Consider the following 16,580-nt stretch of genomic DNA (forward strand, 5'->3'; position numbering starts at 1 on the left):
GCCGGCGCTCGGCCCCCATCGAGGGGGCCTCGCGCCGCGGGGGCTGACGCCCCCGGTCGAGCCGCCCCGGCCCCGCGCCGCACCCGAGAGCCCGAGGATGCTCCCGCCCCTCGTCAAGCTGCACGCTGCGCGTGCAACTTTCCTCGCGTTGGGCCGGGCGCCGCGCGCTTCGCGCGCGGCGAAAAGAGTCTCCGCCGCAAAACGCCGGACATTCCACCCAACGCCCGCAACTTCATCTGTCCAAAAAATATCCCGGGGGGTGAATTGGCGCAGCCAAGAGGGGGGCAGCGCCCCCCTGATCCACCTCGTCACCAGTCCGAGCCTCGGTCGGGCAGCGGTTACCGAACCCCTGCCGCACCGTTCGGAACTGCCATACGTTTGCCATACGCTTGCCAGCCGCTTGCCAGCCGCTTGCCATACACTTTCCGGCACCCTGCCGACGCCCGTTTCGGGCGGATTTCAGCCCCGCGCGCGCACCATGTCCCAGGCGATCTCCGCCAGCGGCCCAGCCGTGCGCCCCATCTCCGCCGCCTTCGGGTCCGACGCCGTCCCGTCCTCGGCCCGCTTGGCGATGCCCTGCAGGATCGCGGCAATCCGGAACAGTGCGAGAATGACGTAAAAGTCAAAGTTGTCAGGTCGTTGCCGCCCGGTCCTGCTGCACCAGGCATCGACATAGTCGGCCTCCTGCGGGATGCCCGTGCCCGCCAGATCGACCCCGCCCAGCCCCCGGAACAGCCCCGGCGCGATCCGCCAGACCATCACGTTATAGGCGAAATCGGCATAGGGACAGCCCAGCGTCGACAGCTCCCAGTCTACCACGGCTAGTACCCGCGGCTCGGTCAGATGCAAGATCAGGTTGTCCAGCCGGTAATCCCCATGCACCAGCCGCACCTCCTCCTCGCGCTGCGGCAGGTTCTCGGGCAACCACGCGATCAGCCCCTCCATCGCCTCGATCTTCCGCGTCTCGCTCGCGCGGTACTGCTTCGTCCACCGATGCACCTGCCGCGCCACATACCCCCCCGGCCGCCCGTAGTCGCCCAGGCCCACCGCGTCCGGATCGACCAGGCTGATCGCCGCATGCGTCGCGTTCATCGCGTCGAAAATCCCCGCCCGTTCAACGGGTTCGACCCCCGGCAGGCGTGGGTCGAACAGCACCCGCCCGGGCAGGAAATCCATGACAAAGAACATCGCCCCCATGACCGACGCGTCCTCGCACAGCGCATGCACCTTCGGCACCGGCACATCCGTATCCGCCAGCGCCCGCATCACCCGAAACTCCCGGTCGACCGCATGCGCCGAGGGAAGAACATCCCCCAAGGGCTTTTGTCGCAACACATAATCGCCACTGGCCGCGCAGATCTTCCAGGTCGGGTTCGACTGCCCGCCCGACAGCCGTTCCAGCCGCAGCGGCCCCGCATAGCCCGGCACATGCGCCGTCATCCACCGTTCCAGTTCCGCCTCGGCCATCCTGCGCGCCTTTCCCCCGACCATGCGACCGTCCCGCCTGTCGTGCGCCAAGTCAAGCCGCGCCTGCTTGCCAGCCCGCAGCCCCCCCGCTACCGTGCCGCCAACCGCAGGAGGACCCCGAATGATCCCCGACAAATCGCCCCGCGTCGTCGAACTCGCTGCCCGGCTGCGGGACTTCATGGAAGCGCATGTCTATCCCAACGAAGCCCGCTTCTTCCGCGAGGCCGAGGAACTGGGCCCTTTCCAGGTCTACCCGGTGATCGAGGAGCTGAAACCGAAGGCGCGCGCGGCGGGTCTGTGGAACCTCTTCCTGCCCGAATCCGACCGCGGCGCCGGCTTGACCAACGTCGAATACGGCCATCTGTGCGAGATCATGGGCCGCTCGCTTCTGGCGCCCGAGGTCTTCAACTGCAACGCCCCTGACACCGGCAACATGGAGGTGCTGGAGCGCTATGGCACCGACGCGCACAAGCGCCAGTGGCTGGAACCCCTGCTGGCCGGCGACATCCGCTCCTGCTTTGCGATGACCGAACCCGCCGTCGCCTCGTCCGATGCCACCAACATCGAGGCCGAGATCCGGCGCGAGGGCGAGGAGTACGTCATCAACGCGCACAAATGGTACACCACCGGCGCGTCGAACCCGGCCTGCAAGATCTGCATCTTCATGGGCAAGACCGACCCGCAGAACTCCGACCGGCACAAGCAGCAGTCGATGATCCTGGTGCCGATGGACGCGCCCGGCGTGACCGTAACCCGCTCGCTTCCGGTCTTCGGCTACTACGGCGTGCCCGACCGCGCCTCCGAGGTGCTGTTCGAGAACGTGCGCGTGCCGGCCTCGAACATGCTGCTGGGCGAGGGGCGCGGCTTCGAGATCGCGCAGGGCCGGCTGGGACCGGGGCGCATCCATCACTGCATGCGGTCCATCGGCATGGCCGAGCGGATGCTGGAACAGATGGTTGACCGCGCCCTTCAGCGCGTGGCCTTCGGCAAGCCGGTGGCCGACCAGGGCGTCACCCGCGAGCGTATCGCCGAGGCGCGGATCATGATCGACCAGTGCCGGCTGCTGACCCTGCACGCCGCGCACAAGATGGACACCGTCGGCAACAAGGAAGCCCGCGCCGAGATTGCGATGATCAAGATCGCGGTGCCGAACATGCTGTGCAAGGTGTCGGACTGGGCGATCCAGGTCTTCGGTGGCGGCGGCACCGGCAACGACTTCGGCACCGCCATCGCCTATGCCATCGCCCGCGTCCTGCGTCTGGCCGACGGCCCGGACGAGGTGCACCGCGACCAGCTGGCGCGGCTGGAGATCAAGAAGCGCAAGGGTCTCAACCATCCGGGCTGGACGCCGATGGTGACCGCGCGGGGTCTGCCGGGATGACGCTTGCGGGCCGCGTGGCGCTGGTCACCGGCGCCGCGGGCGGCATCGGCCGCGCCTCGGCGCGGGCGCTGTCGGCGCGCGGCGCGGCGGTGCTGGCGGTCGATCTGAAGGACCCGTCCGAGACGGTGGCGCTGATCCGCGGGGACGGTGGCGCGGCCGAGGGGCTGGCCACCGACTGCGCGACCGAGGCCGGCGCGGCCGCGATGGTGGCGCAGGCCGTCGCGTCGTTCGGCCGGCTCGACATCCTGCACGCCAACGCCGGGATCTCGGGTCCGCTCAATCCCGACCTGACCACCGGCGCGGCGGAGTTCGCCGAGATCCTGCGCGTCAACCTGATCGGTCCGTGGCTGGCGATCCGCGCGGCGCGGCCGCATCTGGGCGCCGGCGCGGCCATCGTCTGCACCGCGTCGGTCGCGGGGCTCGCGGCGGGGGCAGGGGGGCTGCCCTACTCGGCCTCGAAAGCCGGGGTCATCAACCTGGTGCAGACCACCGCCGCGGCGCTTTCGGGGACCGGTATCCGCGTCAACGCCGTCGCGCCGGGGCTGATCGAGACGCCGATGACTGCGCCGCTTTACACCGATGCCCGCGCCCGGGGGCGGGAGGGCCGCATCGGCCAACTGAACCCGCTGCGCCGCGGTGGCGAGGCCGAGGAGGTGGCCGAAGCGGTCGCCTTCCTCGCCTCGGACGCGGCAAGCTATGTCAACGGGCAGGTGATCGTCGTCGATGGTGGGCTTTCGGCCAGCCTTCCGTTCGCACCGCGTCCCGCCGGCGGCGGGTGAGGGTAGTGCGCGCATGCGCGCATTACGGCAACAAGTTGATAAAAAACGGGAAAAATCCTCCGTTAACCGCAATGAAACGTTTGGCAGGGGCGGCGCCATCCCTTGCCCAGGCGTGCGGATCAGAACCAGCCCCGCCGCCGCTTGCCGCGCAGCCATTGCCGCAGCCGGATCATCGCCGCCGACACGCGCGGCCGCAGCGCCGGCAGGTCGACCGCCAGCAGCAGCAGCCCGATCGGCAGCATCCACAGCCCGACCAGCGGCAGGAACCAGAAAAGGCCGCCCAGCGTGAACAGCACTGCCAACGGCAGGCGCACGAGCACCAGATGCGGGGCCGTCAGCCGCTCGATCAGGCGCTGCAGCCGCGGATACCCCCGCGCCGAGGAGGCGAGTTGCCGCTGGAATCGTCGATCCTGCCGGTTCATGGTCGGTGTTGTCGTCCTTGGTGCGCGCGTTACGCCCCAGCATGGACAGGGACCCGGCGTCGGACAAGACGTCGCAGCGCCCCATCGCGGCGCCCTCGCGCAGACGTGACGCGGCGCCGGGCGGGGGCCTTGACGCCGGGCCGGGGGCCTGTATAAGCCGCGCCATCCCGGGGGCTCAGGCGCCCGGGTCATTCATTGGTGTTGGTGGACCCCGCAAGGGGAAACCTGTCGCCCCCCGCGGGGGGAGGAGGACAACGCCCTTCGAAACGGCCCCCGGGGCCAGTCCACGAACGAAGGAGATCAGCGATGACCAAACGCACCGCTGCCAAGCACAAGCTCGACCGCCGCATGGGCCAGAACATCTGGGGCCGCGCCAAAAGCCCGGTCAACCGCCGCGAATACGGCCCCGGCCAGCACGGCCAGCGCCGCAAGACCAAGCTTTCCGACTTCGGCATCCAGCTGCGCGCCAAGCAGAAGCTGAAGGGCTATTACGGCGACCTGACCGAAAAGCAGTTCAAGCGCATCTACAGCGACGCCGCCCGCGTCAAGGGCGACACCGGCGAGAACCTGATCGGCCTGCTGGAGCGTCGCCTCGACGCCGTCATCTACCGCGCCAAGTTCGTGCCCACGATCTTCGCCGCGCGCCAGTTCGTGAACCACGGCCATATCACCGTGAACGGCAAGCGCGTGAACATCGCCTCCTACCGCGTGAAGGAAGGCGACGTGATCGCCGTTCGCGACCGCTCCAAGCAGCTCGCCATCGTGCTCGAATCGGTGGGCCTGGTGGAACGCGACGTGCCCGACTACCTCGAGGTCGACCATTCCAAGATGACCGCGACCTACGTGCGCACGCCGGCGCTGGCCGATGTGCCCTACGCGGTGCAGATGGAGCCCAACCTCGTCGTCGAATATTACGCCAAGAACTGATCCGGCCCTGGCCTGACGGTTCCGTGGATCTTGGGGCCGCGCCGGGGAACCGGCGCGGCCCTTTTCTGTGCGCGCCCCCGCGGGGTGCCTCGTCGTAGGGCCCCCCGGGGCATCGGCCCGCGCGGCCAAGGAGGATTTGATGAGCGACGCCATCCGCCCGCAACCCGGCATCCTGGACATCGCGCTCTATGAAGGCGGCAAGGCCAAGCTCGCCGGCCGGGACGAGGTTCTGAAGCTCTCGTCGAACGAGAACCCGCTGGGCCCCGGCCCCGCCGCGCAGGCCGCGCTCAAGCGGCTGGTGCTGGGCAATGCGGGGGCGGATCTGCACCGCTACCCCTCGACCGACCACGCCGAGCTGCGCGAGACCATCGCCCGCGTCCACGGCCTCGATGCGGCGCGGGTGATCTGTGGCGTCGGCTCGGACGAGGTCATCGCCTTTCTCTGCCAGGCCTATGCCGGCCCGGGCGACGAGGTGCTGTTCAGCCAGTACGGCTTCCTGATGTACCGCATCTCGGCCCAGGCCGCCGGCGCCACGCCCGTCGCCGCGCCCGAACGCGACCGCCACACCGATGTCGATGCGCTGCTGGCCGCGGCGACCGAACGCACGCGGCTGGTGTTCGTCGCCAATCCCAACAATCCGACCGGCACGATGATCGACCCGTCCGAGATCGAGCGGCTGGCCGACGGCCTGCCCGATCACGCGCTTCTGGTGCTCGACGGGGCCTATGCCGAATATGTGGAAGGCTTCGACGGCGGCCTCGCGCTGGTCGAGGGGCGCAGCAATGTCGTCATGACCCGCACGCTGTCCAAGATCCACGGGCTGGGCGGGCTGCGCGTCGGCTGGGGCTACGGGCCGAAGGCGGTGATCGACGTGCTCAACCGCGTGCGCGGGCCCTTCAACCTGTCGAGCCTGCAGCAGGCCATCGCCACCGCCGCGCTGGAGGATCACGACCATGTCGCCCGCTCGCGCCGCGAAAACGCCGCCGCCCGTGACTGGCTGACCGGCGCGCTGCGCGCCGCCGGGGTCGGGGTCGATGACAGCCTGGGCAACTTCATCCTCGCCCGCTTCGACACGCCGGCGCGCGCCGCTCAGGTCGATGCGGCGCTTCAGGCGGGCGGCATCCTCGTGCGCCGGATGGACGGCTACGCCCTGCCCGAGGCGCTGCGCATCACCATCGGCACGATGGAGGATTGCCGCCGCCTTGCCGGTCTGGTTGTCCAGACGTTGGAAGCCGACTGATGGCCCCGCAAACCCAGGTTCATTTCCGCAAGGTCGCGCTGATCGGACTGGGGCTGATCGCCTCGTCGATGGCGCATGCGATGCGCCGCCACGGGCTGGCGGGCGCCATTTCCGGCCATGCCCGCACCCCTGAAACCCGCGCCGCCGCGCTTGAGATCGGCCTCGTCGATACCGTCCACGACAGTGCCGCCGACGCCGTGCAGGGCGCAGATCTGGTGGTCCTCGCCGTGCCCATCGGCGCGATGGAGGCGGTCGCGCGCGAAATCGCCCCGCATCTGGCGCCGGGCTGCACGCTGACCGATGTCGGCTCGGTCAAGCAGGCGGTGATCGATGCGGTCGCGCCACACCTGCCGAAGGGCGTGCATTTCATCCCCGGCCACCCGATGGCCGGGACCGAACATTCCGGCCCCTATTCGGGTTTCGCGACGCTCTTTGAAAACCGCTGGTGGCTGCTGACGCCGCTGCCGGACAGCGACCCCGCCGCCGTCGCGCGGCTGCGCGATTTCTGCCAGGCTCTGGGTGCCAATGTCGAGGAGATGGACGCCCCGCATCACGATCTGGTCGTGGCCGTGGTCAGCCACACGCCGCACCTGATCGCCTACACGATGGTGGGTGTCGCCGATCACCTGCGCCGCGTCTCGCAGTCCGAGGTGATCAAGTATTCCGCCGCCGGCTTTCGGGACTTCACGCGCATCGCCGCCTCGGACCCGGTGATGTGGCGCGACGTGTTTCTGACCAACAAGGAGGCGACGCTCGACATCCTCGGCCGCTTCACCGAGGAGCTGTTCGTGCTGCAACGCGCGATCCGCATGGGCGACGGCGCCTATCTGCACGACTATTTCACCCGCACCCGCGCCATCCGCCGCGGCATCATCGAAGCCGGTCAGGACACCGACGCGCCGGACTTCGGGCGCGCCAAGCGCGGCTGACCGGACCGGGGGCAGGGCGCGCCACGGCTCACGGATCTACGGCATCCGGGCAGGCAGCGCGCGCGCCTCCGTCATGCCGTCCGGGCGCGCTCTGCCCGCCGAAGTTAGCTGCCTCGGGCCGGGGCCGGGGGGTTTCCCGGCGCTTTCCGCACCAGATTCGACCGGATCGTCCCTTACCATCCGCTTTCGCCAGCGTTCGGAACTGCCATACGTTTGCCATACGCTTGCCAGCCATTTGCCATACGCTTGCCAGCACCCTGCCAGCGCCTATTTCGGCCCCTCCCGCGGCGCCGCCGCGCGCCCCAATCGGTCATTGATCGCCCGTCCCAGACCCACCTCCGGGACCGGCGCCACCGCGATCCGCCCCCCCGCGCCAGCCCGTGCATCGGCCTCGTGCAACAGGTGGAAGAGCCGCGCCGCCGCCTCCGTCAGATCGCCCGAGGGCGACAGGTTCAGTCCTTCACTTCCAGAAAGGATCTTGCCAAACCCAAGCCATACCTCATCTTTTTCTGGTCGAGCGACCTCCAGCCGAACCGCGCCGCGCGGCGCGTAATGCGACGCCAACTGCCCCGGCGCCGACAGAAGCGCGCCATCCTGCCGCGCCGCAACCTTGAGGCCGAGCACCTCCTCGATCCGCTCGACCGGCAACCCGCCCTCGCGCAGCAGGATCGGCACCGCGCCCGTGGCATCAAGGATCGTCGATTCCACTCCCACCGCGCAGTCGCCACCATCAACCACCCCCGCGATCCGCCCCTCCAACCCGGCCAGCACATGCGCCGCGCTGACCGGGCTGATCCGGCCGGACGGGTTGGCCGAGGGGGCCGCCAGGCCGCCGCCGACGGCCGCCAGCACTGCCCGCGCGACGGGATGCGCCGGCAGGCGCAACGCCACCGTATCCAGGCCCGCGGTCACCAGCGGTGCCACCCGCGCCCCCGGCTTCAGGCGCAGGACCAGCGTCAGCGGGCCGGGCCAGAAGGCTGCCGCCAGCGCCCGAGCCAGAGGGGAAAGCCGTGCGATCTCGGTGACTTGCGCCATGTCCGCCAGATGCACGATCAGCGGGTTGAAGCGCGGCCGGTCCTTGGCCGCGAAGATCGCCGCCACCGCGTGGTCGTTCGCCGCATCGCCGGCCAGCCCGTAGACCGTCTCGGTCGGGATGGCGACCAGCGCGCCCGCGCGCAGCAGCGCCGCGGCACGGGCGATGCCTTCTGCATCGGGTTGCAGGATCTGGGTCGAAGCGGGCATGTCGTGACGCGGCGTTCGGGTTTGTCGGAGCGGGCGGGAACTCTATGCTGCTCTTAGTCGCCGTCGCCCGGCTTCACAAGCGGGCCGGTCCGGTGCATACCGTGCAAACCCGTGAGGAGGAAAGCGCATGTCCTACAAGGCCCCTGTCGGCGATTTTCGCTTCCTGTTCGATCACGTCGTCGGCTACGATCAGCTTGCCGCGACGGAGTTGTTCGCCGAGGCCGGCGCCGACGTCACCGAGGCGATCCTGACCGAGGTCGGTCGCCTGTGCAGCGACGTGCTGGCGCCCCTCAACCGCGCTGGCGATCTGCATCCCGCAAGGCTGGAAAATGGCGTCGTGCGCACCTCTCCGGGCTTCGCGGAGGGGTATCGCGCGATTGCCGAGGGCGGCTGGATCGGCCTTTCGGCCAATCCCGACCACGGTGGCATGGGCTTGCCCCAGGCGCTGAATACGGCGGTCGCCGACATGATGTCGGGCGCCTGCCTGTCGCTGCAGCTTTGCCCGCTTCTGACCCAGGGCCAGATCGAGGCGCTGGAGCATCACGCCAGCGATGAGTTGAAGGCGCTCTACCTGCCGAAGCTGATCTCGGGCGAATGGACGGGGACGATGAACCTGACCGAACCGCAGGCGGGATCGGATGTCGGCGCCCTGCGCAGCAAGGCCGAGCCGAAGGGCGACGGCACCTATGCGATCAGCGGTCAGAAGATCTTCATCACCTGGGGCGATCACGATGTCGCCGAGAATGTCTGCCATCTGGTTCTTGCCCGGCTGCCCGACGGTGTGCCCGGCACCAAGGGGATCAGCCTTTTCCTGGTGCCGAAAATCATTCCCGACGAAGCGGGGCGACCGGGTGCGCGCAATTCCCTGCGCGTCGTTTCGCTGGAGCACAAACTGGGCATTCACGGATCTCCCACCGCGGTGATGGAATTCGACGGCGCAACCGGTTGGCTGGTGGGCGAGCCCCACGGCGGCATGGCCGCGATGTTCACGATGATGAACAACGCGCGTCTGGGTGTCGGCGTGCAAGGGGTGGGCGTGGCCGAAGCGGCCTACCAGCACGCGCTGGCCTATGCGCAAGATCGCAAGCAGGGGCGCACGCCAAGGGGTGAGGGGGCGATCCTCGATCATGCCGATGTCCGCCGGATGCTGACCGAAATGCGCGCCGAGGTGTTCGCCGCCCGCGCCATCGCGCTGGCCTGCGGCGTGGCGATCGACATGGGCCGGGCCACGGGCCAGGATCACTGGCACACCCGCGCCGCGCTGCTGACCCCCATCGCCAAGGCGCACGGCACGGATATCGGTTGCGAGGTTTCCAGCCTGGGCGTGCAGATTCACGGCGGCATGGGCTTTGTCGAGGAGACGGGCGCGGCGCAGTTCTACCGCGATGCGCGGATCACCCCGATCTACGAGGGCACCAACGGCATTCAGGCAATGGACCTGGTGGCGCGCAAGATGATGGACGGGGGCGAGGCTGCCTTCCGTCTGCTGCAGGAGGTCGAGGACCGGGCCGAAGCCGCGCGCGCGGTTCTGCCGGAACTGGCGGGCGATGTCTGGTCGGCGGCGGAAACATTGCGCGAGGCGACCGAGTGGCTGATCGCGCAGGACATGACCGACCGCTTCGCCGGCGCGGTGCCCTATCTGCGGGCCTTTGCCCGCGTCCTGGGCGCGCATTATCACCTCTGCGCGGCGCAGGTCGATCCCGACGGGCCGCGGGCGCGTCTCGCGCGCGTCTTCATCCGCCGGCTTCTGCCCGAGCACGCCGCGCTGCTGGTGCGCGCGAAAGAGGGGGCAGCGGCGCTCTACGCCCTTTCGGCGGAGGAGTTGGAAGCCGCATGAATCCGTCCCACAGGACAGCCGTGGCCGAGGGCATCCGGCACCCGTTCGAGGCACCGCCGGAACGCGGCGGGGCGATCGAGGTCGCGCCCGGCATCCTGTGGCTGCGGCTGCCGCTTCCGATGGCGCTGGATCACGTCAATGTCTACGCGCTGGAGGAGGGCGACGGCTGGACGCTGATCGATACCGGCTTCGATACGCAGACGACCCGCGCGATCTGGACGGACCTGATGGCCGGGCCGCTTGGCGGGCGGCCGATCCGGCGCGTGGTCGTCACCCATCACCATCCCGATCACATCGGGCTGGCCGGCTGGTTTCAGGCCGAACACGGCGCGGAACTCTGGACCACGCGCACCGCCTGGCTGTTCGCCCGGATGCTGGTTCTTGACGAGCAGGAGCGCCCCTCGGCCGAGTCGATCGCGTTCTGGCGGGCGGCCGGCATGGACCCTGACTTGCTGGCGCAGCGGGCCGAGGAACGGCCCTTCAACTTCTGCGATGTCGTCGCGCCGATGCCGCTGGGATTCCATCGCCTGCGCGAAGGCGACACCGTGCGGATGGGCGGGCGCCGCTGGGCTGTGCGGATGGGCAATGGTCACGCGCCCGAACACGCCACGTTCTGGAGCCTTGACGACGATCTGGTCATTGGCGGCGATCAGCTGCTGCCGGGGATATCGCCCAATCTGGGCGTCTACGCGACCGAGCCCGAGGCCGACCCCATCGCCGAATGGCTGGAAAGCTGCGATCGGTTTGCCGGCTTCGCCACGGCCGGCCAGTTCGTGCTGCCGGGACATAAGCTGCCCTTCGTTGGCCTGCCGCTGCGCCTGCGACAGATGGCGGACAACCATCACGGCGCGCTGGAGCGACTGGTGGCGCATCTCGACCGGCCGCGCAGCGCGGCGGAGTGCTTTGCGCCCCTCTTCAAACGGCCGATCGGTCCCGGGGTCTATGGTCTTGCCTTGGTCGAGGCGGTGGCGCATCTGAACCACCTGCATCGGGCCGGGCGCGTGCGGCGGCGCAGCACCGCCGAAGGGGTCTGGCTGTTCGAAGCGGCGTGACCGATGCTTTGACGGGATGACAGCGCGGGGCGCATCGGCTAGAGAGTCGGCAAATCAGTACAAACGGGAGCATCGCATGGCCGAGCACGAACACGGATCGATGGACACCACCGAGCAGGAAAAGACCTTTGCCGGCTTCCTGCGTGCGTCGGCCTGGGTGGCGGGCGTCAGCATCGGTATCCTGCTCTTTCTGGCGCTGGCCAATTCCTAAACTGGCCGCGGTCGCTGCGCGATCGCGCCACTGATCCCATGAGTGTGCGCGATGCGAATTGCCGCGGCGATTGCCCTGCTGGTTGCGATCATCTCGTTCGCCGGCTGCACCAAGCCGGTCGTATGGGCGCCCGATGACGCCGTGGCCGCGGCGCGCTACCGGCACGCCGGACCCGCCGAGATCACGCTTTTCAACGTCGTCAACAATGAAACCGGAGGGGGCGCGCACGCCGCCCTGATGATCAACGCCAGCGAGCGTGTCATTTTCGACCCGGCAGGAAGCTGGTCGCATTCGGCGGCGCCCGAGCGGCACGACGTCCATCATGGTTTCAACGAACGTGCCCTGCAGAACTACATTCATTACCACGCGCGCAACACCCACCATGTCCGAATGTACCGGATGCAGGTCTCGCCGGAGTTGGCCGAACGGATCCTGACCCGGGCGCGTGCAGCGGGCCCGGTCTCCGATTCGTACTGCACGCGGGCGATCGCCGAGATCCTGCGCGAGCTTGACGGTTTCGGGTCGTTGCCGATGACCTGGTTTCCGACGGTTCTTTCGGATGCCTTTGCGCTGCTACCCGGCGTGACCGAGGAGCGCGTCTATTCCGACCGCGAACCCAATCTGCCCCCAGCGCCCGTGGCGACGCCGACACCGGGCTGACAGGCCTCAGCCGACGACGTGAAGCACCGCAAAAAGCGTCACGGCTCCGCCGAGGATCGCCCAGAGCACGCTCTTGGTCCACAGCCCCAGCGCCAGTGTGACGACCGCGGCAAGCGCGCGCGCAAGGTCGGGCTGTCCATCTGTCGCAGCCGGAAAAAGAACGAGCGGTGCGATCAGTCCCGGCAGCACCGCGACCGGCGTGTATCGCAGGATGCGCAGCGTCCATTCCGGCAACTCGCGACGCCCGATCAGACCCAGGAACGAGTAGCGCAACGCGAAGGTCCCGACGGCCAGGACCGCGATGATCGCCCAGATCTGCGTGAGGGTGTAGTCCATCACCGCCCTCCGCCCTGTTGGCGTGCGAGCCAGACCTCGACCCGAGCGCCGACCACCATCGCGATCAGTGCGGCGACCAGAAGGCCCAGGTTGAAGGGCAGCGCGGCGAAGGCGAGGACGCCAACCACCGAGGTCAGCGCAGCGGCGACATGCGCAAGCGTCCGCAACATCGGCGCGATCACCGCCAGAAAGGTGATCGGCACGGCGAAATCGACCGGCAGGCCAGCGGGAATGCGATTGCCCAGAACCGCGCCCAGGTAGCTTGCCACGCACCAGAAAGGCACGATCAGCGTAACCGACCCCAGGTAATAGGCAAAGCGCGCGGGGATCGGCATGCGCGGGCTGGATTCGTAGCGCGCATGCGCCAGCGCGTAGGACTGGTCGACCAGCAGCCAGGCGACGATCGCGCGCTGCCAGACGGGTGCTGCGCCAAGATAGGGGGCGAGGGAGGCCGAGTACATCGCCAGGCGCAGATTGACCGCAAGCGCGGTCGCCATGACGATCAACACGGGGGCATTCGCGCTCATCAGTTGCAATGCCGCCAGTTGCGAGGCGCCGGCGAAGACACCGACGGAAAATCCCATGGTCTGCGCGAGGCTCAGGCCGGCCTCGGTCGCCACGACGCCGAACACCATGCCGAAGGGAACCACGACGAGAAGAAAAGGCAGGCTGTCGCGCAATCCCTGCAGGAAAACGCGCCCCGGCCAAGGTGCCTGCGGGCCAGCGTCATCGGAGCGTGGCGGAAGGTTCTGTGACATGCGTCTGGGTCTTGCCGTCAACCAAAGCTGCCGGTCGCGCGGCCCAGCAGACGAAAGGCGCGCGCCGTCCGGCTGCTGCCGACGCGTTGGAGTGTGACGTCATCGGCGTTGCGCGCGAAGCCGGCAAGCCAGGTGTCAAAGGCGGCGACGAAGCGATGTGCGGCGCTGCGAAAGGCCGGGTCGCGCCGCAGCCGGCCCACGGTCAGGGCCAGGCTCTCCCGGTCCTCGGGTTCGCCAAGCGGGGCGAGGGCGGGTCCGCGCGTTCCGTCGACGTAGTGCCGCCAGACTTCAGGCGGCGGCGGACTTCGATCCGTCGACTGCAGATGCACGCCTTCCTGGGCCAGTAGCGACAGCACATGCTGTGCAGTGCGGATGACGTCGGCCAGCGACGGCTCGTCCGCCATCGCGCGGCGCAGCGCCGCGAAAGCGGCCTCGTCGGATTCCGAACGCGGGAAGTCGAGCGCGGCCCACAGGGCATCGGGCGGTGTCGTGCGTGTCGGGGTCGGCTCGCCGGCTGCCAAGGGCGCGCGTGGTACCCGTTGAATGATGTCCGCCGTCGGGTCGGGTGTCGGCGTTTCCGTCTGCGGGGCCGGAGCGGGTGCGGCGGGTTTCGGCTCCGCCTCGGGCCATGCGGCGGGGGCAGCGGCAGACTGACTCCCGCTGGTCCGGCGCGCTTCGGCCATGTGACGCGCCAGGGCGTCGGTTTCGGCGTGAAGCGCGCGCGCGGCGGCAAGGGCTTCACGCGCGCGTCGCAGCGTTGCCCAGGACAGGATCGTCAGCAGAAGCGGAATCCCCCAGGCCACGGCGAGAGCCGCGAACCGCGCCTCGGGACCATAGGGATCTGTCAGGTCGGGACGGTTGAGCGCGACCCAGATCGCGCCGCCCCAAAGCACGGTCGCCGCAATCAGTCCCAGCGCAGTCTTCAATTCGCCGCCGAGGCCAGCCTCGCGGTCATCCGCTTCGGCCATGATGGCGCCTCCCGCTTCAGCGATACTCGACCGCGACGATCTCGTAGTTGCGCTCGCCACCAGGTGTGCGCACTTCGACGGAATCCCCCGGTTCCCGGCCGATCAGAGCGCGCGCCAGAGGGGAGCGGATATTCAGCAGACCGTTCTCGATATCGGCTTCGGCCTCGCCGACGATCTGGTAGGTCCGCTCTTCCTCGGTGTCCTCGTCGATGAGCTTGACCGTCGCTCCGAACTTGATCGAGCCATGCAGGCGCGTCGGATCGATGACCTCGGCCCGGCCAATGATCGACTCGAGTTCCTTGATGCGGCCCTCGATGAAACTCTGCTTCTCGCGCGCGGCGTGATACTCGGCGTTCTCCGACAGGTCGCCATGCGCGCGCGCTTCGGCGATGGCGCGGATGACCGCGGGCCGCTCACTGCTCTTGAGCTGCTTGAGTTCAGCATCCAGCGCGTTGAAGCCCCGGCGCGTGATCGGTATCTTTTCCATCGGCTGCACCATGAATGAAAACGCCCGCGGCCAAGGCCGGGGGCATTGCTGTCCTTCGATCCAACAGATACCACGGCTCGGGAAATTGCAAGCCTCGCGTCGCCCGCGCCGAACCCGCGGGCTTTTGATGTGGGGTCATGATTGACCCCTGCGGCCAGCCTGCGGTATCGATGCAACGCCTGCGATCAGCCAGCAATCAACCGGGAGCCCCCATGAGCGAGATCGAACGCGAGTCCATGGAATACGACGTCGTCATCGTCGGTGCGGGGCCTGCGGGTCTGTCCGCGGCGATCCGGCTGAAGCAACTCGATGCCGACCTGAGCGTCGTCGTGCTGGAGAAGGGGTCTGAAGTCGGCGCACATATCCTGTCCGGCGCGGTGCTCGATCCCGTTGGCCTGGATCGCCTCCTTCCCGACTGGGAGGAGTTGGGCGCGCCGATCACCGTCCCGGTGAAGGAAGACCGGTTCTACGTGCTGGGACAGGCGGGGCAGTTGCGCGTGCCGAACTGGCCGATGCCGCCGCTGATGTCGAACCATGGCTGCTTCATCGTCTCCATGGGCAACGTTTGCCGCTGGATGGCCGAACAGGCCGAGGCGCTGGGGGTCGAGGTGTTCGCCGGGATGGCGGCTTCCGAGGTCGTTTATGGCGAGGACGGCCGCGTCCGGGGTGTCGTCGCCGGGGAGTTCGGCAAGAACCCCGATGGCACGCTGGGTCCGAACTACGAGCCGGGAATGGAGTTGCTGGGAAAGTACGTCTTCCTGGGAGAAGGCGTCCGCGGATCGCTGTCGAAACAGGTCATGGAGCGGTTCGATCTGTCCAAGGACTATGAGCCGCAGAAGTTCGGCCTCGGAATGAAGGAGATCTGGGAGATCGACCCCGACAAACACCGGGAGGGCTCGGTCACGCACACGATGGGATGGCCGCTGGGGGGGAACGCTGGCGGCGGGTCCTTCATCTACCACCTCGACAATAATCAGGTCTATGTGGGCTTCGTGGTGCATCTCAACTACGAGAACCCGTATCTGTCCCCCTATCACGAGTTCCAGCGCTTCAAGCACCATCCGATGGTCGCCGAGCTGCTGGAAGGCGGCAAGCGCGTGGCCTACGGCGCGCGCGCGATCAGCGAGGGCGGCTATCAGTCGATCCCCAAGGTGGTCTTCCCCGGTGGGGCGCTTCTGGGCTGTTCCGCGGGCCTGGTGAACGTGCCGCGGATCAAGGGCAATCACAACGCCATGCTGTCCGGTATCGCCGCCGCCGAGGCCGCGCATGACGCGATCAAGGCCGGCCGCGAAGGCGACGAACTGAGCGCCTACGAGAAGGAACTGCGCGACGGGCCGGTCGGCAGGGACCTGAAGAAGGTGCGTAACGTCAAGCCGATGTGGTCGAAATGGGGTCTTGTGCCCTCGCTCGCACTCGGCGGGTTCGACATGTGGACCAACACGCTGGGATTTTCGGCGTTCGGCACGATCAAGCACGGCAAGTCCGATGCCGCGGCGACCGGTCTGGCCGAAAAGTTCGAACCGATCGCCTATCCGAAGCCCGATGGCGTGCTGTCCTTCGACCGGCTGACCAATGTCGCCTTTTCCTTCACCAACCATGAGGAAAATCAGCCGACGCATCTGACGCTCAAGGACCCGTCGATCCCGATCGCGGTGAACTTGCCCAAATACGCCGAGCCCGCACAGCGCTACTGTCCGGCCGCGGTCTATGAAGTGGTCGAGGAAGCGGGAGAGGAGCCCCGTTTCGTCATCAACTTCCAGAATTGCGTCCACTGCAAGACCTGCGACATCAAGGACCCCAGCCAGAACATCGTCTGGGTAACCCCCCAAGGCGGCGACGGGCCGAACTATCCGAACATGTGATCCCGAAAGCCGCGCACTGTCA

General features: G+C 68.2%; 17 protein-coding genes. 10 read left to right on the plus strand and 7 right to left on the minus strand.

Annotation, left to right across the window (positions count from 1 at the left end):
- Positions 1 to 459: 459 nt before the first annotated feature.
- On the minus strand, positions 460 to 1,491 hold the full coding sequence (locus tag IM708_RS00750; protein ID WP_245242911.1) for a phosphotransferase: 1,032 nt from the start codon (positions 1,489 to 1,491) through the stop codon (positions 460 to 462).
- 97 nt (positions 1,492 to 1,588) lie between these two features.
- Between IM708_RS00750 and IM708_RS00755 the strand changes: the two genes are divergently transcribed.
- Together IM708_RS00755 and IM708_RS00760 are read left to right on the plus strand one after the other, a co-directional pair.
- Positions 1,589 to 2,848 (plus strand): acyl-CoA dehydrogenase family protein, encoded by a 1,260-nt coding sequence (locus tag IM708_RS00755; RefSeq protein WP_209424389.1) that lies wholly within the window; start codon positions 1,589 to 1,591, stop codon positions 2,846 to 2,848.
- On the plus strand, positions 2,845 to 3,627 hold the full coding sequence (locus IM708_RS00760; protein ID WP_209424390.1) for an SDR family oxidoreductase: 783 nt from the start codon (positions 2,845 to 2,847) through the stop codon (positions 3,625 to 3,627). The genes IM708_RS00755 and IM708_RS00760 overlap by 4 nt, the downstream gene beginning before the upstream one ends.
- Before the next feature lie 119 nt (positions 3,628 to 3,746).
- On the opposite strand, the gene IM708_RS00765 is transcribed toward IM708_RS00760, so the two are convergent.
- Complete coding sequence (locus tag IM708_RS00765; RefSeq protein WP_209424391.1) at positions 3,747 to 4,049, minus strand: tryptophan synthase subunit beta; 303 nt, start codon at positions 4,047 to 4,049, stop codon at positions 3,747 to 3,749.
- Between the two features lie 306 nt (positions 4,050 to 4,355).
- Between IM708_RS00765 and rpsD the strand changes: the two genes are divergently transcribed.
- The 3 genes from rpsD to IM708_RS00780 all read left to right on the plus strand — a co-directional run bounded on the left by rpsD (position 4,356) and on the right by IM708_RS00780 (position 7,145).
- Complete coding sequence (gene rpsD / locus IM708_RS00770) at positions 4,356 to 4,976, plus strand: 30S ribosomal protein S4 (protein ID WP_209424392.1); 621 nt, start codon at positions 4,356 to 4,358, stop codon at positions 4,974 to 4,976.
- A 139-nt stretch (positions 4,977 to 5,115) separates the two neighbouring features.
- Positions 5,116 to 6,216 (plus strand): histidinol-phosphate transaminase, encoded by a 1,101-nt coding sequence (hisC, locus tag IM708_RS00775; RefSeq protein WP_209424393.1) that lies wholly within the window; start codon positions 5,116 to 5,118, stop codon positions 6,214 to 6,216.
- Positions 6,216 to 7,145 carry a prephenate/arogenate dehydrogenase family protein gene (locus IM708_RS00780; protein ID WP_209424394.1) on the plus strand — a complete coding sequence of 310 codons (930 nt, stop codon included), beginning with the start codon at positions 6,216 to 6,218 and terminating at the stop codon, positions 7,143 to 7,145. The genes hisC and IM708_RS00780 overlap by 1 nt, the downstream gene beginning before the upstream one ends.
- A gap of 267 nt (positions 7,146 to 7,412) precedes the next feature.
- On the opposite strand, the gene IM708_RS00785 is transcribed toward IM708_RS00780, so the two are convergent.
- Positions 7,413 to 8,387 carry an L-threonylcarbamoyladenylate synthase gene (locus IM708_RS00785; protein ID WP_209424395.1) on the minus strand — a complete coding sequence of 325 codons (975 nt, stop codon included), beginning with the start codon at positions 8,385 to 8,387 and terminating at the stop codon, positions 7,413 to 7,415.
- A 127-nt stretch (positions 8,388 to 8,514) separates the two neighbouring features.
- Here IM708_RS00785 and IM708_RS00790 point away from each other — a divergent pair, with 127 nt between their 5' ends.
- From IM708_RS00790 to IM708_RS00805, 4 genes are all read left to right on the plus strand, one after another.
- Positions 8,515 to 10,224, plus strand: coding sequence for an acyl-CoA dehydrogenase (locus tag IM708_RS00790; protein ID WP_209424396.1), 1,710 nt, complete (start codon positions 8,515 to 8,517; stop codon positions 10,222 to 10,224).
- Positions 10,221 to 11,276 carry an MBL fold metallo-hydrolase gene (locus IM708_RS00795; protein ID WP_209424397.1) on the plus strand — a complete coding sequence of 352 codons (1,056 nt, stop codon included), beginning with the start codon at positions 10,221 to 10,223 and terminating at the stop codon, positions 11,274 to 11,276. The genes IM708_RS00790 and IM708_RS00795 overlap by 4 nt, the downstream gene beginning before the upstream one ends.
- Positions 11,277 to 11,352: 76 nt before the next feature.
- Positions 11,353 to 11,487 carry an aa3-type cytochrome c oxidase subunit IV gene (locus IM708_RS00800; RefSeq protein ID WP_209424398.1) on the plus strand — a complete coding sequence of 45 codons (135 nt, stop codon included), beginning with the start codon at positions 11,353 to 11,355 and terminating at the stop codon, positions 11,485 to 11,487.
- 51 nt (positions 11,488 to 11,538) lie between these two features.
- Positions 11,539 to 12,147 (plus strand): hypothetical protein, encoded by a 609-nt coding sequence (locus IM708_RS00805; protein ID WP_209424399.1) that lies wholly within the window; start codon positions 11,539 to 11,541, stop codon positions 12,145 to 12,147.
- Positions 12,148 to 12,153: 6 nt separating this feature from the next.
- Here the strand turns inward: IM708_RS00805 and IM708_RS00810 are convergent, their stop codons facing one another.
- From IM708_RS00810 to greA, 4 genes are read right to left on the minus strand one after another with little or no spacing between them, the layout of a single operon-like run.
- Positions 12,154 to 12,483, minus strand: a complete 330-nt coding sequence (locus IM708_RS00810; RefSeq protein ID WP_209424400.1) for an AzlD domain-containing protein — start codon at positions 12,481 to 12,483, stop codon at positions 12,154 to 12,156.
- On the minus strand, positions 12,483 to 13,241 hold the full coding sequence (locus IM708_RS00815) for an AzlC family ABC transporter permease (protein ID WP_209424401.1): 759 nt from the start codon (positions 13,239 to 13,241) through the stop codon (positions 12,483 to 12,485). The genes IM708_RS00810 and IM708_RS00815 overlap by 1 nt, the downstream gene beginning before the upstream one ends.
- A gap of 17 nt (positions 13,242 to 13,258) precedes the next feature.
- Positions 13,259 to 14,209 carry a hypothetical protein gene (locus IM708_RS00820; RefSeq protein ID WP_209424402.1) on the minus strand — a complete coding sequence of 317 codons (951 nt, stop codon included), beginning with the start codon at positions 14,207 to 14,209 and terminating at the stop codon, positions 13,259 to 13,261.
- 16 nt (positions 14,210 to 14,225) lie between these two features.
- Entirely contained in the window at positions 14,226 to 14,696 is a 471-nt protein-coding gene (gene greA, locus IM708_RS00825; protein WP_209424595.1) for a transcription elongation factor GreA, read from the minus strand.
- Positions 14,697 to 14,908: 212 nt separating this feature from the next.
- On the opposite strand from greA, the gene IM708_RS00830 reads away from it, so the two are divergent.
- The gene (locus IM708_RS00830) at positions 14,909 to 16,558 is read left to right on the plus strand and encodes an electron transfer flavoprotein-ubiquinone oxidoreductase (protein ID WP_209424403.1); all 1,650 of its coding nucleotides are present in this window, start codon (positions 14,909 to 14,911) and stop codon (positions 16,556 to 16,558) included.
- The last annotated feature ends 22 nt before the right edge of the window (positions 16,559 to 16,580 follow it).

Origin of the sequence: Pararhodobacter sp. SW119 (genome assembly GCF_017811755.1) — a bacterium.
GTDB lineage: Bacteria > Pseudomonadota > Alphaproteobacteria > Rhodobacterales > Rhodobacteraceae > Pararhodobacter.